Here is a 25,341-nt window from a genome sequence, read left to right as displayed (position 1 = left end):
CTACGTGCTACGCTTCCAATCCAATTTCCACTTTGTTGTTAGCCTTGCGAAGGGGGGTTGGTGCGAAAGGCTCATCCGTACGAAACAGAATGTCCCCTTTTAGGCCGGAAATTTTGCAACAGTTCTCGAATATCGAACGAATTTCCGTCGTCATAAAGACGGGAAGGGCGTTCAGGGTTCGAAGGATCACGTCGAAGCGGCGCGCATGGTATAGGCCATCCAATTGTAGCTCGCCAAGGTGGCTCAGGCTTACTTCAACGATAATGCGTGTGCCGGCCTCTCCTGCGTCGGCGTCCTCGTCTCCGCTTTCGTGATGACGCAGAAAAAGCTTTGCCTGGCGCATTTCCGATTCATGCAGAATTGGAAACAGGATAGTACGCCATTCGTCATCGCCGCGAAGCGCCAGGCGGCTCAATTGTATAAACTCGTCTGAAAGTTTCTGGGCCAAGGCACCCTTGCCGGCGCTCTCAATGCTGCGGAGCGTGCGTTCGCCAAGCCAATCCCGGATATCGCCCTTGGACAGTGCCGAAAAAAAATGAAAAAGTTTTGCAACCATGTCCTTTCCAGCTGTTGGCAGGGTCGCGTTTATCAGCGTTGCCTGAATGGCGGGATCGGTCTTACCGAGAATTTCAAGTGCCGCTTTCAGGCTTGCCCACTCCGCAGATAGCTGCAACGCCGTCCGTGCAGTCAATTCTGGCTTGGCGGCTCGCGGCGACGGTGGGTCGAGGAGTTCAAAAGTTATGGCCGTCCCGGTCGGCAGATCGGCTCGGATAAGAAGGGTTAATTGACCGAGGGACGTTTGCAGGACAGGTCCGCCTTGACGGTTCATTCCGATGACGTTGCCGGCAAGGACGGCTCCCCCTGCGGGCGTTGTTGTCAATGGGATCGTTGGCATCGTCGTTGATGGGGTTCCCTCCGGCACTTGCAGGGAAAGCATCGCAATGCGAAGGGGGATATGCCCACCCGTTGCGGCAATCGGTGCGGCCGGTGCATGGGGAACGAGGGTGGCGGCAATGGCCAAGGTCGTACCTTGAGACATCGTCGCGCCTTGAGACATTGTCGTGCTGACACCGGTGTTGCCGCTGACGGATGGCGCCACCTGTGCAGAGCTGGGTTGTGTGGCAATTTGTGCGGGCACCTTGGTTTGGGTCTGAGGCTGGGCTGACGCCGCCTGTGGTGGCGTGCCGGCGGTAGGGATCGCTGCCGAATTTGCAACGCTCTTCCCCGCGACCGAAAGAACGATCGCTTGCATCCGGGCGCCGACCGCATGCACTTCAATCTTGATTTCAGTTCCCGTTGGCATGGGCAGACGGGTCGTCAGGGTAAGTTGTCCATGTTCGGTCTGAAGGAAGGTCTGCCCGTTTGGCTCTTGCCGGATCACAGTGCCTATAATTACCGTTCCGGTGGCAAGTTTAGAGACTGCGGGTGGGGGGGTATCAATTGTGGCAAGGGATGTCGGGCCGGCCTTCGGTGGCACGGATGTGTGGATGGACGAGGATGGGTTGATATTGCTCATTTTCCGTTGGCGAGTTTTTTAGCCAATGTTTCGACATCGTTGGCAGCATCGCTGTTGGGGTGGCGAATCAAGAGTGGAGCCTGGGCGCGGATGGCCTCCCTTACATGTGGGTCGTGACGGATGATGCCGGCAAGTGGTGGCGAGAAGGGTAGGAAGTTTTCACAGGCTCGACGTAACGTGGCGTAGGTGCGTTCGCCTTCCTGTATGGTTTTTGCCTGATTTACAACGATTTCTATGCCGGGGGTATGTTGCTTTGCTACCCGGAGCTTGATGTACGCATAGGCATCGACAAGCGAGGTTGGTTCATCCGTCAGGACGACCAGCGTTTTTCTAAAATTTTCCGAGAACGTCTGAACACTCTCGGAAAGGCCGGCGCCAAGGTCGACAACGGTGTGATCGTAATTCCTGGAGAGTGAAACAAGCTCGTTTCGAAGCTGATTTAATTCCGGGCTGTTGAGGGCGGCAAGATTACCGGACCCGGAGCGTCCGGGGAGGATATCAAAGCCGCCATCTGCAAAGGAGAGAATCGCCTGTTCGAATTTGATTTCCCCGGCAAAGACGTTCGCAAGATCGCGTTCTGGTATCAGGCCAAGTTGAACGTCGATATTGGCAAGGCCAAAATCACCGTCGAAAAGAAGAACGCGTTTTCCCATTTTTGCCATGGCGTGAACAAGGCTGATTGCCAACCATGTTTTGCCGACGCCACCTTTTCCCGATGCAATCGCAATGATACGGTGGTTTTGCTGAGTGGCCAGGGCTTTCATGGTGCTTGCTTTGGTCATGGTTTACGCATGCCCTTTTCGTGAAGCCGCTGCATATTCCGGCATCATGAATCGCGCCAGAGATACCGGATTGATGGGGTGAAAGCCCTCCGCAACCTTTGGTGCAATGCTGACATTCGCAAGCTTTAGATTTGCACGTTGGGCCGCCGACAAGGCACCGCCAAATCGTCGTGTCATGTCCAGGCGCGTAAGAATCAGGCGGCTTGCGCCAACACTTCTAAAAGCGTCTCCAACCTCTTCCATCTCTCGCGGGTCTCCTCCGGCAGATAGAACGAGGACCGGTTCTGCACCGCTGGCTTCAATGAAGGCGCGTAAACTAGACAGTTCCTGCGCGTCATAGGGGTTCGTGCCGGCGCTGTCGATATAGGTAAGCGAATCGCTATCCTGAATTTTCATGAGATCCCGCAACGCGCCAGGGTCCTGGGCAATGTGAAGGGTGATGCCTAAAATCTGTGTAAAGGCCTCAATTTGCTCAACGCCGCCGGCCCGTTTGATGTCCGTCGTGATGACGTTGACGGCTTGTTTTTTCATGACGGCTCGCGTGGCAAGCTTGGCAATCCCAATTGTTTTTCCTGCGCCGGGGGGGCCGATCAGCATGACTGGCTGGCTTGGTGCCCGGTCGGGCAGAGGTAAAAAATGGAATGCGTGATCCAATCCTGCCGCCAGCCGCAGGATGGGGTCTTCTTTTTCGACCGTGCCCGCCACCGTCATAAGCTCGGTCGCCAGATTTTCCGGAACGCCGTGATAGGCCAATGCCTGCGCAATTGCTTGCAAGGCCGCATTTTCGTTGTTGCATGAAGAAGGGTGCGCAGGCGGGGCCGCCGTCTCAATGGCGGCGCTCACCCGGAAGGTGCCGGTTGCAGGATCTTCCGTGGTCGCAATGACCACCGCATCGTCGCCCAGTTCCTGTCTGGCGAGATGCATTGCTTCCGTCATCGTCGCGGCGGTAAAGGACTTTAAGCGCATGCTGGCGGTCCTCCCTTAGATCTGCCCAAGCGTCTTTATTCGCGCTTTTGGGTGAATCTCATTTTGTGAAAGAATTGCTGTTATCGGGCGAAAACGTTCAACGATCGAGCGGACATAGGGCCGGATGGTGGGGCTGGTCAAAATGATGGGTTCCTCTCCCATCATGGCGTGCCGCTCGAAGATTTGGCGGACTTGCTGGATGAATTCCTGCAACCGGCTTGGCGCCATCGACAATTGTCGGTCGTCTCCCTGTCCGGAGATGGATTCCACAAACGCCTGTTCCCATTCTGGGGTCAGGGTCAGGATTGGGATATGGCCACCCTCGTTCGTATAGGTGCTGCTGATTTGTCGCGCCAGGCGGGAACGGACATGTTCGGAAATCATGGTGATGTTCTGGCTAACTCCGCAGGCCTCGGATATTCCCTCAAGAATAGTCGGCAAATCGCGGATGGAGATGCGTTCCCGTAGAAGATTTTGAAGGACACGCTGCACGCCACTAACGGATATTTGATTTGGAATCAGATCCGCAATGAGTTTCTGTTGCTCTGAATCGAGGTCATTCAGCAATTTTTGCGTTTCGCTGTAGGACAACATTTCCGCCATGTTGTCCTTCACAATCTCGGTAAGATGCGTTGTGATAACGGTTGTTGGTTCAACAACGGTGTAGCCTCGGAAAGAGGCTTCCTCACGATAATTTTCACTGATCCACATGGCAGGCAGGCCAAAGGTTGGTTCCTTGGTTTCCTCGCCGGCAAGTGTAATTTTATCCCCGCGTGGATCCATCACAAGCAACATATTTGGCCGAATGTCGCCTTGTCCGGCCGGAACTTCCTTGATGTGCGCGACATATTCGTTTGCCGTGAGTTGCATGTTGTCCTGAATGCGGACGGATGGCATGACGAATCCCATTTCGCTGGCCAATTGCCGGCGAAGCGCCTTGATCTGCTCTGTAAGCCGAGGGCCCTTTTCATCGCTAATAAGCGGCAGCAGTCCGTAGCCAAGTTCGAGGCGGATATTATCGATGTGAAGCGCCTTCGCAATCGGCTCCTCGGCAGGCGCTGCCGGTATTGCTTGGGCTTCCTCGGTCTTGACGAGATTTGCAGCAATGTCGCGTCGGGAGAGGTGCCAGGCGGCTCCGCCGGAAACGGCGGCGAGAAGCAGAAATGGGAGCATCGGAATGCCTGGGAGAAGTGCCAGCAAAATCATCAGCGAGGCGCTTACGCCAAGCGCCCGCGGGTATTTGGCAAATTGTCCGAAAAATGCCTTGTCGGCGGACCCGGTAGTTGCCGCTTTTGAGACGAGTAGACCCGCCGCCGTTGAAACGATGATCGCTGGAATCTGGGTGACCAGTCCATCCCCCACCGTTAGCATTATGTAAGTTGCGCTTGCGTCGGAAAAGGACAATCCCTGTTGTGCGGTGCCTATGATGATGCCGCCGATAACGTTGATGAAGGTAATGAGAAGTCCAGCGATTGCATCGCCACGAACAAATTTTGCGGCACCATCCATGGCGCCGTAAAAAGTGGTTTCGTCTTCAAGGGTTTTACGGCGTGTCTTTGCCTCATCCTCATTGATAAGCCCGGCAGAAAGGTCTGCATCGATGGCCATCTGTTTGCCGGGCATGGCGTCGAGGCTGAAACGCGCGGACACTTCGGCAATCCGCCCGGACCCCTTCGTGATCACAACAAAATTAACGATGACGAGAATGGCGAACACAATGATTCCGATGACAAAATTGCCGCCCATGACGAAACCGCCAAAGGCCTGAATCACTTCTCCAGCGGCATGGGTTCCTTCGTGCCCATGGGCGAGGATAAGTCGCGTTGAGGCAAGGTTTAGGGAAAGGCGCAGGATTGTCGCGATCAGCAGGATCATCGGAAAGGAGCTGAATTCCAATGGTGTGGCGATAAACAGGGTCATCATGAGGATGAGAACGGAAAACGTGATCGAAATCGCCAGGGATATATCAAGAAGCCAAGGCGGCATCGGCAGAATAAGGACGATCAAAATGCAGATGACGCCAATCGCAAGCGCAATGTCACCACGTCGAAGCGCGGAGCTAAAACGGTGCATGGGAGTATCTTTTGGAACTGTTTTCTTGATTGTTGTGTCAGCCATGCCTTCGTTCCTGAACGGTTGGGATATTCAAGGGGATAGGTCCCACCTAAATTGTCATTGATCCAAGACTTCCGGGGATTGGCACGGCGACACCTTCCGCGCTGTATTGCTTTAATTTGTTGCGGAGTGTCCGGATCGAGATACCAAGAATGCCGGCGGTTCGGGTCCGGTTACCAAAGCAGTGGTGTAGCGTATCCAGAATCAGGTCGCGCTCCACGTCCGCAACTGTGCGCCCCACGAGGTGGGTGGTTCCGGCCTGGTCGTCGTCAAGGGTTTCGGTTGCGGCTTTCAGTGCGTCTCCGCTCGCTTCAGAATGGCGGCTGTTCAGGGAAAATGCAGCCGGTTCGATTTCGTTTTCCCTGGAGATAAGGACAGCGCGGTGAATAGCGTTTTCAAGCTCGCGCACGTTTCCAGGCCAAGAATGGGCAAGCAATAGATCATGCGCTTTCTGAGAAATGGCTCGCCTTGGGACGTCGTTTAAATCGGCGTATTTTTCCGCAAAATGTTCCGCCAGAGTCCAAATATCCTTCGGTCGCTTGCAAAGCGGGGGAATTTCCAGGTTCACCACGTTCAGGCGGAAATAGAGGTCCTCACGGAAAGTCCCCTTGCGAACTTCGTCTTCGAGATTTCGATTGCTGGTGGCGATCAGTCGTATGTCCAGCCGGATGGGTTGATTGCCACCGACGCGGTCGATCTCTTTTTCCTGAATAGCTCGCAGTAGCTTTGCCTGTAGATGGGGGGCCATCTCGCTGATTTCATCGAGTAGCAATGTTCCCCCATTTGCCTCTTCAAATTTTCCAATACGCCGCGCAATAGCTCCGGTGAAAGCCCCCTTCTCATGTCCGAAAAGCTCTGATTCAAGAAGGTTTTCCGGAATCGCTGCACAATTGACGGAAACGAATTTCTTTTTTGATCGCCGGCTTTTGCGGTGAAGAAACCGCGCCAGTAATTCTTTACCGGTGCCAGACGCGCCGGTGACAAGCACACTCGCATTGCTGGGCGCGATCTGTTCGGCGAGACGCAGGGTTTCCTGCATCGCTGGATCGCAGTAGATAAGCGCGTTGTTTTCTTCGGTAACGGCTTCGAGAACAGCGGCGATGAGATCGGCATCCGGGGGCAGGGGAACGAATTCCTTCGCGCCCGCCCGGATAGCGCGGACGGCGGCTTCCGTATCCGGGTTGACGCCGCAGGCAACAACAGGAACGTTGATATGCTCGTCTCGCAGGCGCTGGATCAGGGCGGCGATGTCCAGTTTAACATCCGCCATGATTAGTTCGGCGCCTCGCCCGGTGCGGAGCGCATCCATGGCGTCGTCGATTGTGCCGGCATGATCGACCTTGGCACCACGATCCAGGGCGATTTTGCTCGCGGCACCGATCTGACCGTCCAGTGAGCCGATGATAAGAAGTTTCATGCCGTGGTCTCCCTAAGTCCTAGTCGAAGAACTGGATGCGTTTTGCTGGTGGCAAAATCGTGTTGATCTGTGTTTCCAGCCGGCGCGGGTTTTCCTGACGGCTGATTGAACTCGTTCCAAGCAGATAGATACTGCGGGTCATCAATTCTTCCGCAGAGTTCCGCTCCAGTTTGGATGCAAGAGGGGAAAAAACGACATTTGCCAGCACGGCGCCATAAAACGTCGTTAAAAGCGCGATCGCCATGCTTGGGCCAATCGTTGAAGGGTCGTCGAGATTTCCCAGCATCTGCACCAGCCCAACCAGCGTTCCGATAAGTCCCATGGCGGGCGAGACTTCCGCAGCCTTGCGTAAAATGCTTGCCCCGTTCATGTGCCTGGCGGCGGTTGCCTGAATGTCTTGGCGCAGCACCTTTTCGACTTCTTCGCCTGGCGTGCCGTCGAGGACCATCAGAAGGCCTTTGTGCAGGAAAGGCTCTCCTTCAAGTTCGTCTACCGTCGACTGCATGTTAAGCAGCCCCTCTTTACGGGCGGCATCTGCGAGTTCAAGGATACGGGTTGCCGCCTCAATGGGGTCTTGTTTGGAGCCAAAGATCGACTTCATGATAATCTTGCCGGCACCCATCATTTCCGGCAGCGCAAAGCAGGTCATGGTTACGGAGAAGGTTCCACCGAGAACAATCAGAATCGAAGCAGAATCGACGAAGGCAAGGGGGGACCCGCCAATAACCATGGCGGTAATAATAAGTGCGAAAGCCCCTATAAGACCTCCAACTGTGGCAATGTCCATGATGCCCTGTTTCTTTCTTGGTCAGACGTTGTTCTTCGCGGATTAGTGACGGTCAGATTTGATGATTTCCGTCATCGTTATGCCAAGCCGCTCGTCAAGGACGACAACTTCGCCGCGTGCCACAAGACGGTCATTGACGTAGATGTCGATAGCCTCGCCGACCTTTCGGTCAAGCTCGATAACGGCACCGCGGCCAAGTTTTAACAGCTGACTCACCTGCATTGTCGAGCGGCCTAGGACAGCGGACAGCCGCACAGGGATGTCGTAAACTGCTTCAAGTCCGGAGATAATTGTGCCTGGGTCAATTTCATCCGCTGGCAATTCCGTTTCGGGGGGGGAGGGGGTGTCCGGATCTGGCGTCGCCTCGTTTTCCGGAGGAGGCGATTGTTCCTGCAACTCTTCCAGATTTAAATTTTCTTCATCGCTCATGATTCTCTCCTGAGATTTTGCTGGCCGTATTTTCTTGGGCGTCGCTCGCGTTTTTATTCTTTGTCAGGGTCGGTATTTCCGGCTGGGGTTGGATTTCGAGGGCATGGGAAGACGTGYCTYCCCCTAATTGGGATATAAAACGCTGCGTGGCCTCTTCAATTTCCTGCCAGAGATGTGCTTCATCGCGCTCGGCGCCGCCATCGGCCCACTCRACCCGGCAGTCCGTAGTCCGGAGTCYTTCTTCCGCCAGCAAGACGAATTTACCGGCAAAGCCGGCATTGGCTGCCGTCGTATTGAGGCACGTGCGCAGGCCGTCAAGAATGTCGTCATGCACGCGGATCACGATGCGCGGTTCGTCAAAATGGTCCGTAAGGCATTTGCAGACCATCGCCTCGATTTCTATAAGCGCACCATGCCTGGAAATTTCTGGAAGGACTTTTCGCGTGACGGCCTTGGCAAGTTCGACCGCATCGCGGGCGTTTGATTTACTGGTCTGGGATTGGGCCGCGCCCAAATCAAGAATCCCCTTGCCAATTTCCTGAAGGGTAATGGCGGTAAGGTTTGCCGCTTCCGCTTCGGTTTCTCGCCGTCCGGCGACGGTTCCTTCTTCAACGCCCTGCTTGCGAGCGGTTGCAAGATCCTCTTCCGTAAACATTTGCGGGGATCTGATGCTGCCATTATTTGATGGCGTGTCATCAAAATTGCTTTTGAAAAGGAATTTCTTTGCCTGTTGCATTTCCACCATTATTCCTAATAGACGAGCTCGTCCTCGCCACCGGCGTCTGCAATGACGATTTCGCCGCGGCCGGCAAAATCCTTTGCTGTGTTCACCATGTAGGATTGCGCTTCGTCGACCTCACGAAGCCGAACCGGACCCATTGCTTCCATGTCTTCTTTCAGAATTTTTCCGGCACGTTCGGACATATTCTGAAAGAAGAGATCGCGAATGGATTCCGATGCTCCCTTTAAGGCGAGCGCCAGCTGATCTTTTTCCACACCGCGTAAAAGCGTCTGAATGCCACTCGCATCAAGTTTGCCAAGGTCTTCGAATGTGAACATCAGCGCTTTGATGCGTTCCGCCGAATCGCGGTTGCGTTCCTCTAAGGAGGCCATGATTCGACCCTCGGTGGAACGATCAAAATTGTTGAAAATTTCTGCCATCATCTCATGAGAATCGCGGCGGTTGGTGCGCGCCAGATTGCTCATAAATTCGGTGCGCAGTGTTTTTTCGATGCCGTCAAGAATGTCCTTCTGCACAATCTCCATTCGAAGCATTCTCTGAATAACTTCCATCGAGAATTCTTCCGGCAGGATGCTTAGAACTCTTGAAGAATGTTCCGAGCGAATTTTCGAGAGTACGACGGCAACGGTTTGTGGATATTCATTTTTCAGGTAATTTGCGAGTACTTCTTCGCTTACATTTCCCAGCTTGTCCCACATGGTCCGTCCGGCGGGCCCGCGGATCTCGTCCATGATGCCTTCTACGCGGTCCTTACCAAGAGCTTTGGCCAGGAATCGTTCCGTGCTGTCGTAACTTCCGACCAAGGAACCGGTGGAGGATATTTGTTCGATAAATTCGTTGAACAGGCGTTCGATGGTGGCTGAACTGACACTGCCAAGGCCGGCCATCGCCTGAGAGATATCTTTGATCTCCTCGTCATCCATTAAGGAAAAGATACCGGATGCCTGTTCTTCGCTAAGCGACATCATGAGGATGGCCGCTTTTTGATGCCCATCTACACCATTAATATCTTCTGATATGTGTGTGGAAGTAGCCATTTTTGATTAATGCTCCGGAGCCATCCAGCTGCGGACAACACCGACCGCTTCTTCGGGATGCTTCTCAACAAGTTCACCAATTTGTTTCACGGTTGATGCGCGAACCTGGCCCTCAACCTTTGCCATATCGATCATCGATTCAGGCGCTTCCTGCGTGCTTGCCTCCATGCCTATGCCGGATGCTTCCGCGCCGAGTTGTGCTGTTGGCGATGCGAGAGCGGGGGTTTCCGATGCGCGTTGATCGGCAAGCAATTTTTGACCTTCCGCCATGGCCTCGGGAATGACGCGAACGACATGCGATATTAATGGGCGCACGACTAGCAGCAGCACAAGAATGGCCACTACCGTCAGCACCATGATTTCGGCCATTCGGAAATAATCCGATTTCGTCAGCCCCAAAAATTCCAGAGTCGGCGGCTCTTCTGGAAGAGCCTCAGACTGGGTAAACTGCATGTTGATAATTTCAACCTGGTCACCGCGCGACTCGTCATAGCCGATGGCCGTCTTGACAAGTATCGAAATCTTTTTCAGTTCTTCTTGGCCACGTGGCTGATAGATGGATTCGTTCGCCTCGTTCTTTTTATAAGTACCGTCGACGAGCACAGCGGCGTTAATGCGCTGTATGGAGCCGCTTTCTTGCGTGTGCGTCTGGATCGTTTTCGTTATTTCGTAATTTACCGTTTCCTCGATTCGTGAGGAATTGCTAGCGTTTGTTGGCTTGTTTTCCGTGCCGATGGATTCCAGGTCGGGCAGGTTGCTGGAAACCGATACCGCAGTTTCGGCATTGTTCTCGAGATTTGACGCCGTTTCTTCGACGGTTTGTGTCGAACGGATAACCTGACCATCCGGGTCATAATTTTCGGAATTCGTGATAATTCGATCAAAATCCATATCTACGGAAACTTCGATCTGTACCTTGCCGACGCCGACGGATCGTTCGAGAAGCTTGATCAGTGACGAGGCGAGGCGGTTTTCATAGCCTTGTTCGGCTTCCGTTATGTGTGAGGCGGCGAATCCGGTAGCATTCTCGCCATCGGCCACGCCGCGCGCGAGAAGGGTGCCGCGGGCATCCACAATCGAAATATTTGTTGGTTGCAGGCCAGGCACCGCCGCCGCTACCAGTTGTTGTATGGCAAAAACCTGCTCTTGGCTAAGACGGCGACCGCCCTGTATTTTCAAGACGATGGAAGCGCGTGGTTCCGCTTTCTCGCGATTAAAAACTTCGCGTTTTGGCATGACAAGGTGGACGCGCGCCGATTGGATCGAGGCGATAGATCGGATCGTGCGGGAAAGTTCTCCCTCTAGGGCGCGAAGTAAATTGATGTTTTGAGCAAAATTTGTGATGCCGAAGGATTCAGTGTTGTCGAAAATCTCATAACCGATTGATCCGCCTTGGGGGAGGCCTTCTTCTGCCAGCCCAAGACGAAGGCGAAGCACCTTGTCTGAGGGCACCATGACTTGTGTGCCATTGCCGGTCAGTTCGTATGGCACCCCCATGCCTTCTATTTTGGAAACGATCTGGCTGCTGTCCTCAAGGCTGAGATTGCCATAAAGGAGAGCCATGTTTGGGGCAGTCAGCCGCGATGTCAGGAAGAAAAAGAAGCCGATGAGGGTAAGGCCAATGATGCCAAGCACAAGCAGCCGACCGGCGCTGATTTTCTGAAGCGTAGAGAAAAATCCGTTCACAGCAATCTATCTCTGGAAATTTATCCAGATTACCCAAGCGTGTAATCCTGTCTAAAAAACTAGCGTGGATAGGTAAATGGGAGGTTAATTGCAGGCAAAATTTGCCTACCGACAGTTATGGGGAGACAGGCAAAGGCACCTTGCGTTTAGGCGTTAGCTAAACAAGGCAAGGCCCACAACTCGAAAGAGGTGCAATCCACGGGCCTGTGATTGAAAAGAGTCGTCTTAAAGTTTTTGGCTGGTGTTGCGATATTCCTGGAGGCGGGTGACACGAAGGCCATGGACGCCGTGGCTGTCGAACAGTCGTTGCCAGGAAAGAAACTCCTCGATCGAGAGCGTGTACCGGTCGCAGGCTTCGTCCAGGCTGAGCACACCGGTTCGAACGGCTTCGACAATCTGTGCTTTACGGCGAATGACCCATCGCCGGGTATTTGCTGGGGGAAGTCTGTCCAGCGTCAATTTCCGGGTTTCTGGTCTTTCTGAAGATAGATTTGCACTCAATTTTTTCATCCACTCGCCGCTCATATCTATTCATTAACCCCGTCGCATGGTTGTAGCTGTTTGGGTTTAAAAAACCGCTAAGGAATAGAAAAAATTTTAGAGATTGACGGTCCCGGCTATCGCGAGGGACGAAGGCCGGGACCGCCGAGGGGAAAAGGTTATTTAACGTTTAATGCGGATCAATTCGTCCAGCATTTCATCGGCGGTTGTGATAATTTTTGCGTTCGCCGAATAGGCTCGCTGGGCAATAATCATGTTTGTGAACTCTTCCGCCAGATCTACGGTGGAGGCTTCTAGTGCGGAGGCTGCAACTTTTCCGGCGGTGCCTGTGTTCGCGAAATTCAGGAAGAAGTTTCCGGAACTATCTGTTTGGCCATAGACATTGCCGTTCTTTGCTTCCAGTCCGTTGGGGCTGGCGAAGGTTGCAAGAGGAATTCGGTAAATTGCACGTGAATCCCCGTTGTCGAATTGGGCCGTTACCACGCCTTCGTCATTGATATTGACGCCGGTAAAACTGCCGAAGCTCACGCCGTTCTGATTAACGAAGGAAACAAAAAAGTCGCTTGAGAACTGTGTGACGCCATTCGTTTGAGCAGTTCCCAAGGGGCCGGATGTGCCAAAGTTAAGCGCGACTGTACTGTTCGTGGCGCCATTTGCCCAGTCGATGGTGGCGGTGGCAACGTTGAAGGTGTTCGGCGTGCCATCTCCGTTGAAGACGGCACCCGAACCGCTCGCCGTCGTTGCCACAACGGTAAAGGGGTCAACTTGTGAAACGAAAGGTGAGCCGGCCGCCACAGGGCCATCGGCAACGGCAATTGCTGCACCAGTCGCCGACTGCGTGATAAAGAGGCTGTTGACATCCGCTCCTGTTCCAATGATGAAGCGCCCGGTTTCCGGAACGGCCGAGCCATCAATCGCCGTCTTCAAAGCGGCGATTGCCTGGGCCGTCGTGACCGAAGCACTGATATCGACTTCGACATTGCCGCCACCGACGGCACCGGCGCCGTCGGTAAATTCAAAGGTTACGCCGGCGAGGGTGACCGTATCGCCAAGCACGGTTCCGCCCGTGCTTGCCGTTGGAATGCGTGAAAAGTCCAGGCGGCCACTTGATGCGTAGACCTGTCCTGCAGCGTTCGACAGGGTTACGACCGACGTGTTGGGAATAGCCGTTGCGGAAATATCCCAGTTGTTCGGCGTTGCCTGTTTTGTCCAGGTCATCTGCATGTTGTGATCGACACCAAGCGAATCGAAGACGAGGACGTTCATGATGTGACTTGCATTGGCCGTAGCCTCTGCCGGAAGATTTGCTCCTAGCGTAACCGACGTCGTTGCTGCGGCGCTGCCGGCCAGGCTTGAAATGTTTACCGTCGTCAAATCCGTCAACAGATTGTTGTTTACGCCGGCAGGGGTTCCCTGGGTATCTGTCACCCAGCCTTGCAGGTAAAAGCCTGCAGCATTTTTCAGGGACCCGGTCTCGTCTACTGCAAACTGTCCGGCGCGGGTAAAGAAGCGTTGATCGTTTGCGGTCGGTGTACGCGCGGATGTGACGACAAAAAGGCCATTTCCTGAAATCGCCAAATCCGTCGCCGAAGTCGATGTCTGCAGGAGACCCTGTCGGCCCACCTCAAAGAAGGGGCTGGACGTGACACCGCCTGGCGAATAGCTGCTCTGCAGGCCGGATTGCTGAACGACCAGGGTTGAAAACCTGGCCTGTACGGCTTTGTAGCCAACCGTGTTCATGTTTGCGATGTTGTCCGCAATCATTCCAAGTGCCTGGCCTTGTGCATCCAGACCCGAAACGCTTGAAAACATTGCTCCGAAAACGCTCATTTTCTTTCTCCTGTTTCCATTCCAGCTGGTGGAATGGTCATTAAAATTCCTTAAATGCCTGATCCGCTCTGGTCGTGGCTGACCGATACGATGTCGGAAATCGGTATACCGATCCCGTTAAGCGATAATAGGATCGACCCATCTCCCGTTGTCTCGAACCCGGTGACAGTGCCGACGATGCCTGTCTCGGTATTGATGGGGTCGCCGCTTGCATCAAGCGAGGTCACCAGGATGGAATATTTACCATCCGGCTGGGCCGTTCCGTTGTTGTCCAGGCCATTCCAGACGAAGGTGTGGTGGCCGGATGCCGTCTCGCCAGCAGTGTTGAAGATGGTTTGGCCGACATCGTCGAGGATGATGATCTGCGTCGAAGTTGCATTTGCACCCAAGCCATAGCTGAATTCTGCCTGGCCGTTGGTCAGGCTGTTTGTGCTGCCGAAGGCTTCGATCTTGGTTCCAAGAAATCCGACGGCACTTGTAATCTGGTTTGCTTTCTCCAGCGCGATGAGGGAAGAAAGGTTGCTGTTTGTGGTAATTGCCTGCTCCACGGCGCTGAATTGAACAAGCTGCGACGTGAATTCGTTTGAATCCATTGGTGAAAGGGGATCCTGATTCTGAATCTGTGCGGTTAACAGATTTAGAAAATCATTGAAATTTCCCGCAAGTGATGCGGATGCCCCTCCGGCATTCTGAAGGCCGAGCTGGTTGGTTCCAGTGGCGTTGGTTTCCATCTTTTGGCTCTCCTATACGCGGATGTCGACAAGGCCGTCGCTGACGGTCCAATAACCATCTTCTTTCGAAGGCGATGTCTCCGCGCCTTCAACCCCTTCTTCTTTCCATACGCCGCCGTCGTGTGTGTTCTCACCCGTCTGGTTATCCCCGTGCCCATGCATCTGGAAGTTCAGGCTGTTCGAGTCGGCGCGTAGGCCTGCTTCCTGAAGGGCGCGTTCCAAAGCACGCGCGTCCCGTTGCAGCAGTTCGAACGTTTCCGGGCGTTCAGCGGAGATAACCGCCATGACTTTGCCGTCTTTTGCTATCTCCATCGTGATGTCGATATGGCCTAGGGCGGCTGGTTTTAGCTGAATTCGAATGCGGTCCAGTCCCTCATTTACAGCCTGTTTCAGTTGGATGGCGACTTGATCCGTTAGCGGTGGCGTGGAAGGCGATGTAGGCGCGCGCCCGTTCATGGCAGAGAACGTCGTGGCCCGGGCTGTTGCCGTTTCTGCCACATTCAGAGCTGAAAGGCCGCCGATAGGAGCCTCGCCAGTTGGCGCGGTCGCCACATTCGCCGCAGTAAAGGCCTGCAAGGCTTGCGGTTGCAAATCCACAAGCGGCGTTACCGTTGTCGCGTTTAGGACTTGTCCAAACGAATTTGCCTGGGTGGTATTTATGGTCTGTGTGGCGTTGGCGGCCTGCCCGGACGGAAGTGGGAAAAGGTTGTTCGTATTCTCACCATTGGCGAGAGAAAAGCCGGCCAATCGTTTTGTTGAGGCATTCTTTTCCAGAGCATTGTCCGGTTGGGAAAGACGTGGGTCCACCGTCGGCGTCGTGTGTCTGTTTGCCCGAAACTCTTTTTCCAGGATGTTGCGAAGAACATTCGCGGCTGGCGGGGGGGTACCATCTTTGCCCGTTGCCTTGGCTTCTATGCCTTTTAGAGCGGCCAGGAGAGGCTCTGTTGAAGGGCGTAAATTTAGGGCCGTAGGATCGGTTACGGCCTCCAGACCGGACAAGTTGGGCTTCAATCCTTCGCCATTTGCATTGGCACGCTCAAGGTTAGCTTTGCCGTCAAGGCTGCGTGCTGTTTCCGTGGCGTCCTTTCTGTCTGAATCGGACACTGTCGAATCCGACGCTGTGGAAGCAGGTGTTTCAGCGGCTTTTCCTTCTGCGTTCTCGCGTTCTGCTTCAGGTTTTGCTTTCGCTTCCTGGCGGTGGATTGGCTCTGTCCGCGGGTCTTCGCTTGCGCGCCCTGCAGGCTCTGGCCGGTCACTTTTGCGTTCGGCGCGCGCGGGTGTTTCACTCGGTCGAACGTCGGGGACCGTCGGCCTTAGAAAATCGGTGAAAGGAACAAGCGGCACATCTTCCTCAAAGTGCGGCTTCTTCAATGCGTTTTCCGAATTCTGCTTTATCAACTCTAATGACGAAAATTCCATTCTTAAGCCTTCCTGGCCTTAGTCTCGATCGGTTGAAAATTCACCTTCGCTTGAATGAGAGATCTGGATATCTAGATCTTCCCAGGAATTGAGCAAAGGTTCGAGAAGCCGCGCGCCTTCCTGTGCGGGCTTCGCATCGTTCTTGATGTTCACGCTTAGCAGGCGTTGCAGGATGTACCTGTAAATGCGTCCGAGATTTTTTGCGGTGCGTCCACCGCGATGGAAATCCAGGGTAAGGTGGAGATGCGCAAGGATGTCCGTCGCTTTTGTGCTTGCCCGCCAGCGTGCCTCAATGTCGCCACGTTCAATGGCTGCGACGCTGGCTTTCAGTGCCGCCAGGGCTTCGCGATACAGCATTACGATCAAATGCGACTGGGATGCCGTCATAATTTCGTTGTATCCGTAATTCATGCTGCCCTCGAAAGGGGCGCTCAATTCTCTGTGCTTGCCTGGGCGTTCTATTTGCTGCTGCTTTTCCATCGCTTAAGGAAAAGCAATCCTTGGGCCAAACGCAGTGCAAAAATAACCAATTGATAAATAAGGTAAAATTACGAAAATGCCAGGACAATGGGCCGCTATCTTTGCCTATGTGGAAGATAGTGCTGATTGCTACGGCAAATATTGCCGTGCCGTGAGAGAGGGGTGAAATTGCTATGGGAAGCATACCCAAAGGGGCATGCCAAAAGGGTGCGGCGCCGGGCGTAAAGACGCATGCGCGAAGTAGGGGGGTGCGGGTCGACAAAGCCTTTTAAGCGGAAACGGCGAAGCCTTTTCCGTAGGCGGGACCGGATACGGGATCAGAGGTGGACATCTTCTCAGCGGTACCCTGGCTTGCCAGTTTGTTCCAGGACTGGCGAAGGGGTTCCAGAAGGTTGATGACTTCGCGAGCCGGCGCCGGGTCATTGTTGACATCCACCCAGAGAAGCCGATTCAGCATGAAATGGTAGAGCCGGTCTAAATTCTTTGCGATGTCACCACCCTTTTCATGATCAAGGGTCGCCGCAAGGTGCATAAGAATCTCCTGTGTGCGAAGATTTGCATCCCAACGGGCCTGGACATCACCTACTTCCGCGGCGCGAATGGTTTCATTCAGGCTTACAATTGCCTTGTCATACAGCATCGCGACAAGCTTCGTTCCCGAGGCTGTCATGATCTGCTGCATCTTGTAGGTATTCGAAGCCGTTTTTTTCACATCACGCTCCTTGGTCGTATTTTAGACGTATTTTAGATTTCTAATTCTGCGTTTTGTCATTGGGTGAACGGATTTCACTCATTTGCTTATCGGTTGACGGAGAGAAGGTCGGTGGACAGCTTGAGGCTATCGAGAATGGTTTGCATTGATGCCAGTGCCAGCTCCATCGCGATAAATTTTGCAAGCAGCGTCTCGCGTTCGCGCTCAAGCCGGATAAGCTGCTCCGTGATGCGTTCTTCCGTCACCGTATTCTGATCGCTTAGGGCGTCCGTTTCCGTCTTAAGGGCGCCGTTTGTCAGGTCGAGAGCGGCATCCAGAATGGCGGTCATTTGGGCACCAATGCCCACCGTATAATTGAGGGCGATGTTGGTTACATCTTTCGTACCGGCATAAAGGGTCTGCAACCCATTCGCGCCGGTAAGATCGTTGGCCGTAATCGTTTTGCCATTAATCGTCACAGAGCCGCTGACGCCATTGATTGTGGCGCTTTTGATGGTGGCGGCGAGGTCTTTGGTAACGGCAAGCTGGCTGATGAGATCGCCGCTGTCGTTGAAACTAAGCTCGGTACTGTCGTCGGCTAGAATATCAATCTGAAACTTGCCATTGCTCTCGAAAACGGCTGCGGAAATTCCGGCGACGGCATTGATGGCATCGGCGATATCCTGGAGACTGTCCGTGGAAGCGTAATTGATCGTGCCGCCGGTAACCGGTGCGCCCAGGCTGTCGAGTATCTGGAAGGAGCTATCGAGATTGCCCGTCAGGTAATTGCTGATCGCGGAATCTTTGCTGGTAACGACAGAGGTTTCGGCCAGCATGCCGGTCCCGACATCGATCGTAATTGCGTTTGTTCCGGCCCCGGTCGAGATCAGCGCATCCAGGGAAACAACGGCAATTTCCTCACCATTGACAATGATGCCGACGGTATGTGCACCAGCGTCCTCGATATCCAGGGTCGTCGCCGTGTCGTTGGATCCGTTGAAGGCGGCATCCAGCACGAAGGTCACGCCGGCGGTCGCATCGAAAATCGTGCTGCCCAGGCCGTCRGAAGTGATGTTMAGGCTGAGAAGGCCGGTCGCCGTGTCGTAACTGGAAGCGGCGGCACCWGAAAGCAATGCTTGCAGGGTYGGCTCGGTGACGCCGCCATTCGTRTCGTTTGCGTTCGTCACATTCCCAAAAGTAACGAAGCYGACGGCGCTGGTGTCTGCGTTCACATTCGCGGCGATGTYYGCATTGCGATCGAAGGCCGTGCCATCGCCCGTCAGGGTCAAGGTGACGAAGGTTTCCGGGAAGGTAATGTCCACACTCTGCCCGGCGCCAAGGTTAAGGCCCGCGCCGGCGACGGCGTCGATAGCAGACGTTATGTTGACCGTGCTGGTGATACCGGTTGCGAGATTGATAACCGTAAAGTTTTCTGTCGCGGTGTCATAGCTGTAACGGAACGTCTCGCCGGAAAACACTTCATCGCCGAATTGAACCTGGCTGATGCCATCGCCAGCCGGCATGCCGGTGACGCCATAGCTTGGCGTGAAGACGGTGTTTGTCGTGGTCTCGCTGCTTTTGTAGCGATCGTCGAAATCGACGTTCAGCGTATAGCCAGAGGCGTTGTAAGAGCTGGCTCCGGTAAAGCTGACCAGCGATACGTTTGGGTCCGAGGAGGTAAAATCAAAAGCAAAAAGCCGGCGCACGTCTTCGGCATTGTTTAACAATGCGTCGTCAAGGTCTGCCTCGTTTAAGACCAGCTTGTTTGCATCCAGGGTGTTGTTCGGATTCAGCGTTTCAAATGTGATGCCTGCCTGGCGAAGGACGCTGAATTCGCTGTTTACGCCGACGACACCGCGCCCGACAATGTCCCCGATCTGAGCCGAGATTTGGTCAAGTGTCGTTGATCCGAAGAGGACCGCATCCTCAGCCGGCACACCCGTTTTGAGATCTATCTGGGACTGTTTGTTGATGAACTCACGCACGGTATTGTAAGCGGTGATAAAATTCTGAACATCCGTTTTGATGGAAGTTAAATTCTGTTCGACATCAATCTTAATCGTTGTCCCGACTTCCGCCTGAAAAAGGGTAAGGGTTATGCCGGGGAAAAGGTCGTTAATCGTGTTGTTGTCGCGCTCGATAACTTTCAAATTTGGTTTCGTGAAAGTAAGTTCCGAAAGTAGATTATCCGTGTCATTTTCAAGCGTAACTGCGGTGCCGTCATCCTTCGTGATCTGAAGGCGAAACTGGCCTGAATCTGCGACAACCTGGGCGCTGACACCGCTGATGGCGCCAATCGTTGTCGCCAGATCATCCAGGCTGTCCGTATCGGCATAGTTGACGGTTCCGACCAGGGCTCCGGCCGTGTCTCTGATTTCGAAGCTGTGAGAACCCGCCGTGACACTTGTGTACCCACTGAAAGCAGCGGCGCTGTCTGTTACCAGGACGGAGTGGTAAAAGGACGCATCGAGAATGCCATCGGCGGTAAAGCTAGCCTTTTGGGCCGTCTGAAGTTCCGTTTTGATGCTGGAACCGGTTAGAACCCCAAGCGTGTCGAGGGGGGTGTCTGTGCCATCCGTGAGGATAAGATTTTTTCCGGTCTCGTCAGCGGTTATTACAAGGTAATTTTCCGTCGCACTTACAGCAACGATGCTTGCAGAAACCTTTGTTGCGTCGGTGCCGGTATTTGCATTGTTGATCTTGTCGCGGATATCCAACAGTGTATCCGAACTGGATAGATTGACCGTCGCCGTGCTGCCACCCGTGATCCCAATCGTAAACGAGGCGTTGTCTGTTAACCCGGCAATCGCTGTCGAGGTGCTGGCAAACGCGTTGCTGCTTACTTTATGCGCCGTTGCAACCTGCTGAATTTCGAGGGAATGGCTGCCAAGGTTGGCGGCATTTGTCACGCTGACGCCGATCAAATTGGCGGCAAGGGATGGCGCCGTGGTGTCCAGCCGTGAGGTTGAGGCAAATGCCTGCTTCAACGAAAACGCATCATTTGTGCCACCAACGCTTACCGATCCCTGAAGCGTACTTAGCGAACTCCGCAGGCCTCCAAGAAGCGATTGAAGCTCCTGAAGTGCTGCGATGCGTCCTTCATTGTTGGTAATTTTTGTCTGGAGAATGTCAACCGGGATACGTTTTGCCGCAATAATCTGGCTAACAACATTTGAGAAATCGACACCGGACGTCAGGCCGGAAAAGCTTACATTTCCGTTACTGTCGACGACAAGGTTGTTTAAATTTAAAGAGCTTTCCATTGCGGCCTTCGAAAAGATGGTTTCTCAAAAAGGCGTCGTCAATTTTCTTGTCGGTACGTACGTCAACTAGAACTTAAAAAAATTTAAAAGAAGACGAAGGAGAGGGGGCGAACCCCCTCTCCAATGCCTTGATCTTACTGGAACAACCGCAACAGATTCTGCGGAAGCTGATTTGCTTGCGCCAACATCGAGACGCCAGCCTGAAGCAGGACCTGCTTGCTGGTGAAGGCCGTCATTTCAGACGCAACATCCAGATCCATCAGTTGACTCCGAGCGGCTTCGGCATTCTCAGTCGCCGTCGCAAGGTTCGCGGAGGCGAAGGAGAGCCTGTTCTGAGCCGCACCGATAAGCGCACGGCTGTTACTCAGAGTGTTGATCGCGGCCGTAACCGCAGTTGAGGCGGTCTCGGCATTTGAGCCGGTCGCACCATCAATCTGGATCGAGCCACTATCAACGCCGAGTGTGGAGCCCGTCGCAGAATTGATGCTGAAGGCCAGATCGTCTTCGCTGGCAACATTGCCCGTCCCGATCTTAAAGGTGAAGGACGTTGAGCCACCAGACGCGGTGTAGTCATTGTTAACAATCGCCTGGCCGATGTTGATTTCAATGAAACCACCGACTGCAGCGGTCGTCGATGAGGCCACACTTGAAAGGGTCAGTGTACCAAGTGCTTCACCATTGACGGAGATCGTAATGGCTTCACCAACCGCTGTGACGGTCTCAAGGGTACCCGCACCGGAACCAAAGTCCACCCCGGCAAGGCCCCGCAAGTCGATGCTGTTCAAGGTCGTGTTGTTACCCACGGCAATGCGAAGCACACCGGTGGTTGCATCATAACCCGCACCATCCGCATTCAACGCCGTAACCGCGGCGAGGGCCGTAAGAGTAGCAGCCGACACGCCAGAGGTCGTAAATGCTGCGGCTGCCGTTAGAGCAGTAATTTGGGCATTCCCCGCAACAGCGTTGTCCGTGGTTGTCGCAGCGATGGCTGCAGTACGGTCAAAGCTATCATCGATCGTAAGCGTAATGCCAAGATTGCTCAGCTGAATCTGACCCGTCGTGCCGGCCGTAAGCGTGTTGCCGGTCATCAGGGCATCCAACTGACTTTTGATATCGACTGTGGCCGTGTTCGGGCCTGCACCGCCAAGCTTGGTCAGGGTCAACTGGTCCGACCCGTCATAGGTGATGCGGTAGGTATTGTCGTCGACGCTATGCGTTCCCGTGCTGAAATCAACCGACTGAATTCCAACCGCGGAAAGTGCCGAAGAGGAAGATGTCGCATTGGTTGCAGACCCGGAAATGAGTTTGATGCCGTTGAATTCCGTATCGTTCGCGATACGGGAAACTTCGTTCTGAAGGGCAAGAAACTCACTCTGAAGGATCGTACGCTCGGACGAAGACAGCTGACCGGAAGCGGACTGAACCGACAGCGATTTCATCCGGATAAGAATGTCGTTGACGACCGTATAGGCGCCGTCAGCGATCTGCAGCAGAGAACCAGCCTGACCGGCATTGACGCTTGCCTGACGCTGGGCCCCAATTTCCGCTGCAAGGCGGGAGCCAATGGCCAGCGAAGCCGCATCGTCGGCAGCGGAAAGAACCCGCGTACCAGATGAAAGCTTCGCAAGCGAATTCGACGCCGCCATGTCGGTGCTAACCAGGTTGCGATGCGCAACATTGGCCGCAAAGTTAGAAATAAGATTAAGAGGCATTTTAATTCTCCTACTTGGATGTATTCGTTAGCTTCCTGCTAACCGACTGGTACAAACTGCACCGCTCGGGAGGGTGCACGAAATAGCTTAAGGTTCCGTGAACAAAGGAACATGAACCTATAGTTTTCAGAGTAATTTGAATGCAGTAGGGGGATTGAGCCGCAATTCGTTGAAAATACGCGAAAAATTCTTGCAAAATTGTTTTGTACGGATGGCTGGCTCTACCCGTGGCGACAAAATTTGTCGGCGTGGCGGTCATGCAAAATGCGACAAGGCTTTTTGGGTGGCTCATGATTTTTGCGCCTAAAGAGGATGTTTGATCGCGTAATCCGGGCTGGAGAGTACGCATTGGCGCCCAACATGCCGACGGGTATCTACGAAAATTGGCGCGCGAAGATTGGCTGAAATAACGGATTTTTCTTCTTCGCGGCGCGCAGTAAGGATGAGCAAAACGGCGCCATCTTCCTTCTGAATGGCCAATTGCTCGTAGACCACGTCGAGATCGTGTGCGGCGATGAGGGTTGATTCCGATTCCAGTGGCAGGACCAGGAAAGAAAGTTCCGAATCTTCCAGACATTGCAGAATTTTGAAACGTCCGAATTCCTGGTTCGGAAAATTTGCCAGGCCAAAATTATGATGGTTGGAAAAGCCGAGAAGGCCATTTGGAAGCCGTAGAAGATTTTGCGGGCCGAATCTAAGTTCGCCGAAACGGCCCTGAACAACCATCTCGCCTGCTTCTGCATTATCTGCTTCCGGCAGCAACGTTTCGGTCGAATGTTCGGTTTGTAACATCATGGAAGTACCCTCTGCTTGTGTTAACGCAGGAAATTAATCAGGGATAGAGATGACAGCCTCGCCAGCACCATGAAGGACGCTTCGAGATGGAGCTGGTCGTTCGAGAGTTTTGTTATTGCGGCGGCAATATCCACGTTCTCGATGCCGTTGACGCTTTCCTGAGTCTGGAGAAGCGCGTCGATATGAATTTTATTTGCCAGATCCAGGGTCTTGATAGAGCCACCAATGCCTGTCCGAATATCTGGAATTTCATTTACGGCTTCCTCGGAAAGCCGTAAGGCCTCTTCCAGCCGTGCTCGGTCCAGTGGCGAGGTGGTGGTGGTTTGGGCGATGTGCAGTGCGCGGATCAGTTTTTCAAATCCCGGTGCATCTGCCCGAACGCCGTAAGAAACATCCAGGTTGTCGTCGGCATGGGCGGTCAGGATTGCGCTGTCCCCCTGGTAGTAATTTATATCTGCCGACGATGGGTAGCCGATTGGCGGCGTTAGAAAATTCGGATCGTTCAAATCGACCGGCGGCGTGCCTGTTTGCATGCCAGAGAACAGGTAGCGCCCTTCCATATCGACGTTCAGGAGTCCCGACATCATTTCCAGGCGGTTTGTCGCCTCGGCATTGACGGCGATGTTGGAGGCATTCTCATCGGTGTTCAGCGCGCTGATTAAAAGGATGCGAAAGTCCGACGCGATATCAAAAATTTGCGACGTATGCAATTCCATTGTTCGTAGACGCTGGATAACCTGCTGATTGTTCTGGGAGAAGCGATCAATGCGTTCCTGGGATGTTTTTAAATTGACCAGTCGGTCCGATTCGGACGCAATCTCTGAATAACGCACGGCGACTTTTTGCGTTGAAATCTGGTTCTGGGTATCCAGAATCTGCTTCTGCGTATCGAAGATTCGACCGAGAAGCTTTGTTTCCTGGGCAAGGTTGGAAACCGTTGATGAAATCATACGTCTCTCCTAACGAATCAGATTGACTAGAGTTTCAAGCATCTCGGAAATCGTCGAAATCATCTTCGCCGACGCATTGTAGGAATTTTGAATAAGAACCATTCGGGCCAGTTCCTCGTCGAGGTTGACGCCGCTGATCGACGTCGCCTGAAAAGACAGTTCGCTGACAAGGTTCTGTCTAAATTGAAGATTCGACGCGACGTTATTCGCTTCCGTGGCATTCAATGAAAGGATGGATGTCGCGTATTCCGATAGCGTGTTGCCGAGTGGCGGCAATCCGCCTGCTGGCACGAAAGACAGCTTATCGGAGAAGCGGTTGGCCAGCCCTTGCGCGATGGTGTTGTCGCCGATTGCAACGCCGGCATCGCCAAGCGCCGGGGCGCCAGCGAGACTCAGGCTACCGCGCGAAATCTGTGCCGGGTTGCTGGCAATGTTGCTGCGAACGGAAAGAATACTGGATTCGCCGGTTCGGTCCGTCTCAATACCCATTGCGGAAACAAGGGTGCCGCCGCCGCTGTCAGACAGGAAGAAATTGTCGCCGTTTGCGTCGGTAATCTGTAGCCGGTAGGCGCCGCCTTCCTTGACGACCCGTGCCGTGATGTTGACACCAGAGCCGGAAAGAGTCGCATCGCCATTGATTTTAGCGGCAAGGCTATCCAGGCTGTCACCCGCTACATAGGCGAGCGATCGGGTAAAGGGTGCCGTGCCAACCGTGTCATATCCGGAAAAGACAAGATTGCCGCTTAGGCCAAGTGCTGCCGTGCTTGAGCTTTGCTGAGAAGTTGAATAGCTGTCGTAATTTGCGCCTGTCGTAAACAGGTCATTCAGTCCGAAAAAATGCGAGAATCCAGCGGTCGCATTGCCAACGGCAATGGCACTCGTGCTTTCATTGATCGCGACGCCGTTTGCCAGGTTTGTTGCCTGAATGACAAGCCGACCGTTTGCATTGACGCTTGCTGTGGCGACGGCCGGATTAAAGGCGGCGTTTATTGCATTTACAACATCCGTCACATTGGCGGGGCTGGGCAGCGTCGTTAGATCAAAATCAAAGACAGCCGCACCACCTGAGCCATCATCGGCGAAGTCACCATTGGCATCCAAGATCGCGATCCGAAGGGTCCCGGTGCCGCTGAAGGGGTCCGTTCCGGCAACGGGCCGGCTGCCGCTAAGGGCATTCTGGGGCGGCAGTCCGACGCCCTGATTGTGCACCTTGTCGAGCTCAAAGCGAAGATTCGTGGCAAGCGAATCAAGTTCCGCCTGAAGTTGTGAAAGGGACGTGTCGCGAAGATCAATCAGACCCCGTATTTTTCCGGAACGGATGCGGTCCGTAATGTCGACGCTGTTTAAGGTGAGGGGGGCAAAGCTGTTATTTGCCGAGCTTACCGATGACGACGGCGTGAAACTGATAGGAAAGGGCATGCGGTCTACGAGCGAATCACCGGTGCCAATGGAAACCACGGCTTCCCGGTTGCCGCGGTAGTAATAGGAAATA

At 53.8% G+C, this 25,341-nt stretch carries 21 protein-coding genes; all 21 read right to left on the bottom strand.

The window, feature by feature from the left end; genetic code table 11:
* Nucleotides 1-7: 7 nt before the first annotated feature.
* Nucleotides 8-1,381, bottom strand: a complete 1,374-nt coding sequence (locus COA65_07315) for a hypothetical protein (GenBank protein ID PCJ58759.1) — start codon at nucleotides 1,379-1,381, stop codon at nucleotides 8-10.
* A gap of 131 nt (nucleotides 1,382-1,512) precedes the next feature.
* Nucleotides 1,513-2,298 carry a cobyrinic acid a,c-diamide synthase gene (locus tag COA65_07310; protein ID PCJ58758.1) on the bottom strand — a complete coding sequence of 262 codons (786 nt, stop codon included), beginning with the start codon at nucleotides 2,296-2,298 and terminating at the stop codon, nucleotides 1,513-1,515.
* Between the two features lie 3 nt (nucleotides 2,299-2,301).
* A complete protein-coding gene (locus COA65_07305) occupies nucleotides 2,302-3,264 on the bottom strand; it encodes a hypothetical protein (protein ID PCJ58757.1) in 963 nt (320 codons plus the stop codon).
* A gap of 15 nt (nucleotides 3,265-3,279) precedes the next feature.
* Nucleotides 3,280-5,382 (bottom strand): flagellar biosynthesis protein FlhA, encoded by a 2,103-nt coding sequence (gene flhA, locus COA65_07300; GenBank protein PCJ58756.1) that lies wholly within the window; start codon nucleotides 5,380-5,382, stop codon nucleotides 3,280-3,282.
* Nucleotides 5,383-5,428: 46 nt separating this feature from the next.
* Nucleotides 5,429-6,796, bottom strand: a complete 1,368-nt coding sequence (locus tag COA65_07295; protein PCJ58755.1) for a sigma-54-dependent Fis family transcriptional regulator — start codon at nucleotides 6,794-6,796, stop codon at nucleotides 5,429-5,431.
* A gap of 19 nt (nucleotides 6,797-6,815) precedes the next feature.
* Entirely contained in the window at nucleotides 6,816-7,583 is a 768-nt protein-coding gene (locus COA65_07290) for a flagellar motor protein MotA (protein ID PCJ58754.1), read from the bottom strand.
* 42 nt (nucleotides 7,584-7,625) lie between these two features.
* Complete coding sequence (gene fliN, locus COA65_07285) at nucleotides 7,626-8,012, bottom strand: flagellar motor switch protein FliN (GenBank protein PCJ58753.1); 387 nt, start codon at nucleotides 8,010-8,012, stop codon at nucleotides 7,626-7,628.
* Complete coding sequence (locus COA65_07280) at nucleotides 8,002-8,757, bottom strand: hypothetical protein (protein ID PCJ58752.1); 756 nt, start codon at nucleotides 8,755-8,757, stop codon at nucleotides 8,002-8,004. Before COA65_07280 ends, fliN begins: the two co-directional genes overlap by 11 nt.
* A 5-nt stretch (nucleotides 8,758-8,762) precedes the next feature.
* Nucleotides 8,763-9,791 (bottom strand): flagellar motor switch protein FliG, encoded by a 1,029-nt coding sequence (locus tag COA65_07275; GenBank protein PCJ58751.1) that lies wholly within the window; start codon nucleotides 9,789-9,791, stop codon nucleotides 8,763-8,765.
* 6 nt (nucleotides 9,792-9,797) lie between these two features.
* Nucleotides 9,798-11,477 (bottom strand): flagellar M-ring protein FliF, encoded by a 1,680-nt coding sequence (gene fliF / locus COA65_07270; protein ID PCJ58750.1) that lies wholly within the window; start codon nucleotides 11,475-11,477, stop codon nucleotides 9,798-9,800.
* A gap of 225 nt (nucleotides 11,478-11,702) precedes the next feature.
* Nucleotides 11,703-11,987 (bottom strand): hypothetical protein, encoded by a 285-nt coding sequence (locus COA65_07265; protein ID PCJ58779.1) that lies wholly within the window; start codon nucleotides 11,985-11,987, stop codon nucleotides 11,703-11,705.
* Between the two features lie 153 nt (nucleotides 11,988-12,140).
* The gene (locus COA65_07260; protein ID PCJ58749.1) at nucleotides 12,141-13,808 is read right to left on the bottom strand and encodes a hypothetical protein; all 1,668 of its coding nucleotides are present in this window, start codon (nucleotides 13,806-13,808) and stop codon (nucleotides 12,141-12,143) included.
* A gap of 50 nt (nucleotides 13,809-13,858) precedes the next feature.
* A complete protein-coding gene (locus COA65_07255) occupies nucleotides 13,859-14,539 on the bottom strand; it encodes a flagellar biosynthesis protein FlgD (GenBank protein PCJ58748.1) in 681 nt (226 codons plus the stop codon).
* A 12-nt stretch (nucleotides 14,540-14,551) separates the two neighbouring features.
* Nucleotides 14,552-15,958, bottom strand: a complete 1,407-nt coding sequence (locus tag COA65_07250; GenBank protein PCJ58747.1) for a hypothetical protein — start codon at nucleotides 15,956-15,958, stop codon at nucleotides 14,552-14,554.
* 18 nt (nucleotides 15,959-15,976) lie between these two features.
* Entirely contained in the window at nucleotides 15,977-16,438 is a 462-nt protein-coding gene (gene fliS / locus COA65_07245) for a flagellar export chaperone FliS (protein PCJ58746.1), read from the bottom strand.
* A gap of 268 nt (nucleotides 16,439-16,706) precedes the next feature.
* Nucleotides 16,707-17,150, bottom strand: coding sequence for a flagellar export chaperone FliS (gene fliS / locus COA65_07240; protein ID PCJ58745.1), 444 nt, complete (start codon nucleotides 17,148-17,150; stop codon nucleotides 16,707-16,709).
* An 86-nt stretch (nucleotides 17,151-17,236) separates the two neighbouring features.
* Nucleotides 17,237-20,392, bottom strand: a complete 3,156-nt coding sequence (locus tag COA65_07235; protein PCJ58744.1) for a hypothetical protein — start codon at nucleotides 20,390-20,392, stop codon at nucleotides 17,237-17,239.
* Between the two features lie 134 nt (nucleotides 20,393-20,526).
* The gene (locus COA65_07230; protein PCJ58743.1) at nucleotides 20,527-22,104 is read right to left on the bottom strand and encodes a hypothetical protein; all 1,578 of its coding nucleotides are present in this window, start codon (nucleotides 22,102-22,104) and stop codon (nucleotides 20,527-20,529) included.
* 303 nt (nucleotides 22,105-22,407) lie between these two features.
* Nucleotides 22,408-22,899, bottom strand: a complete 492-nt coding sequence (locus tag COA65_07225; GenBank protein PCJ58742.1) for a hypothetical protein — start codon at nucleotides 22,897-22,899, stop codon at nucleotides 22,408-22,410.
* A 20-nt stretch (nucleotides 22,900-22,919) separates the two neighbouring features.
* The gene (locus COA65_07220; protein PCJ58741.1) at nucleotides 22,920-23,849 is read right to left on the bottom strand and encodes a hypothetical protein; all 930 of its coding nucleotides are present in this window, start codon (nucleotides 23,847-23,849) and stop codon (nucleotides 22,920-22,922) included.
* A 9-nt stretch (nucleotides 23,850-23,858) separates the two neighbouring features.
* Nucleotides 23,859-25,341, bottom strand: a 1,483-nt coding sequence (locus COA65_07215; GenBank protein ID PCJ58740.1) for a hypothetical protein, incomplete at its 5' end; no start/stop codon positions are given.

The organism is Rhodospirillaceae bacterium (assembly GCA_002746255.1).
Classification (GTDB): Bacteria; Pseudomonadota; Alphaproteobacteria.
This window is presented reverse-complemented; position numbering and strand designations above follow the sequence as displayed.

Bases quoted from the DNA above. Each gene is read 5' to 3' on its own strand.
- COA65_07310 (PCJ58758.1), bottom strand. From the start codon at position 2,298: ATGACCAAAGCAAGCACCATGAAAGCCCTGGCCACTCAGCAAAACCAC.
- COA65_07305 (PCJ58757.1), bottom strand. From the start codon at position 3,264: ATGCGCTTAAAGTCCTTTACCGCCGCGACGATGACGGAAGCAATGCAT.
- flhA (PCJ58756.1), bottom strand. From the start codon at position 5,382: ATGGCTGACACAACAATCAAGAAAACAGTTCCAAAAGATACTCCCATG.
- COA65_07295 (PCJ58755.1), bottom strand. From the start codon at position 6,796: ATGAAACTTCTTATCATCGGCTCACTGGACGGTCAGATCGGTGCCGCG.
- COA65_07290 (PCJ58754.1), bottom strand. From the start codon at position 7,583: ATGGACATTGCCACAGTTGGAGGTCTTATAGGGGCTTTCGCACTTATT.
- fliN (PCJ58753.1), bottom strand. From the start codon at position 8,012: ATGAGCGATGAAGAAAATTTAAATCTGGAAGAGTTGCAGGAACAATCG.
- COA65_07275 (PCJ58751.1), bottom strand. From the start codon at position 9,791: ATGGCTACTTCCACACACATATCAGAAGATATTAATGGTGTAGATGGG.
- COA65_07265 (PCJ58779.1), bottom strand. From the start codon at position 11,987: ATGAAAAAATTGAGTGCAAATCTATCTTCAGAAAGACCAGAAACCCGG.
- COA65_07260 (PCJ58749.1), bottom strand. From the start codon at position 13,808: ATGAGCGTTTTCGGAGCAATGTTTTCAAGCGTTTCGGGTCTGGATGCA.
- COA65_07255 (PCJ58748.1), bottom strand. From the start codon at position 14,539: ATGGAAACCAACGCCACTGGAACCAACCAGCTCGGCCTTCAGAATGCC.
- COA65_07250 (PCJ58747.1), bottom strand. From the start codon at position 15,958: ATGGAATTTTCGTCATTAGAGTTGATAAAGCAGAATTCGGAAAACGCA.
- fliS (PCJ58746.1), bottom strand. From the start codon at position 16,438: ATGGAAAAGCAGCAGCAAATAGAACGCCCAGGCAAGCACAGAGAATTG.
- COA65_07230 (PCJ58743.1), bottom strand. From the start codon at position 22,104: ATGCCTCTTAATCTTATTTCTAACTTTGCGGCCAATGTTGCGCATCGC.
- COA65_07225 (PCJ58742.1), bottom strand. From the start codon at position 22,899: ATGATGTTACAAACCGAACATTCGACCGAAACGTTGCTGCCGGAAGCA.
- COA65_07220 (PCJ58741.1), bottom strand. From the start codon at position 23,849: ATGATTTCATCAACGGTTTCCAACCTTGCCCAGGAAACAAAGCTTCTC.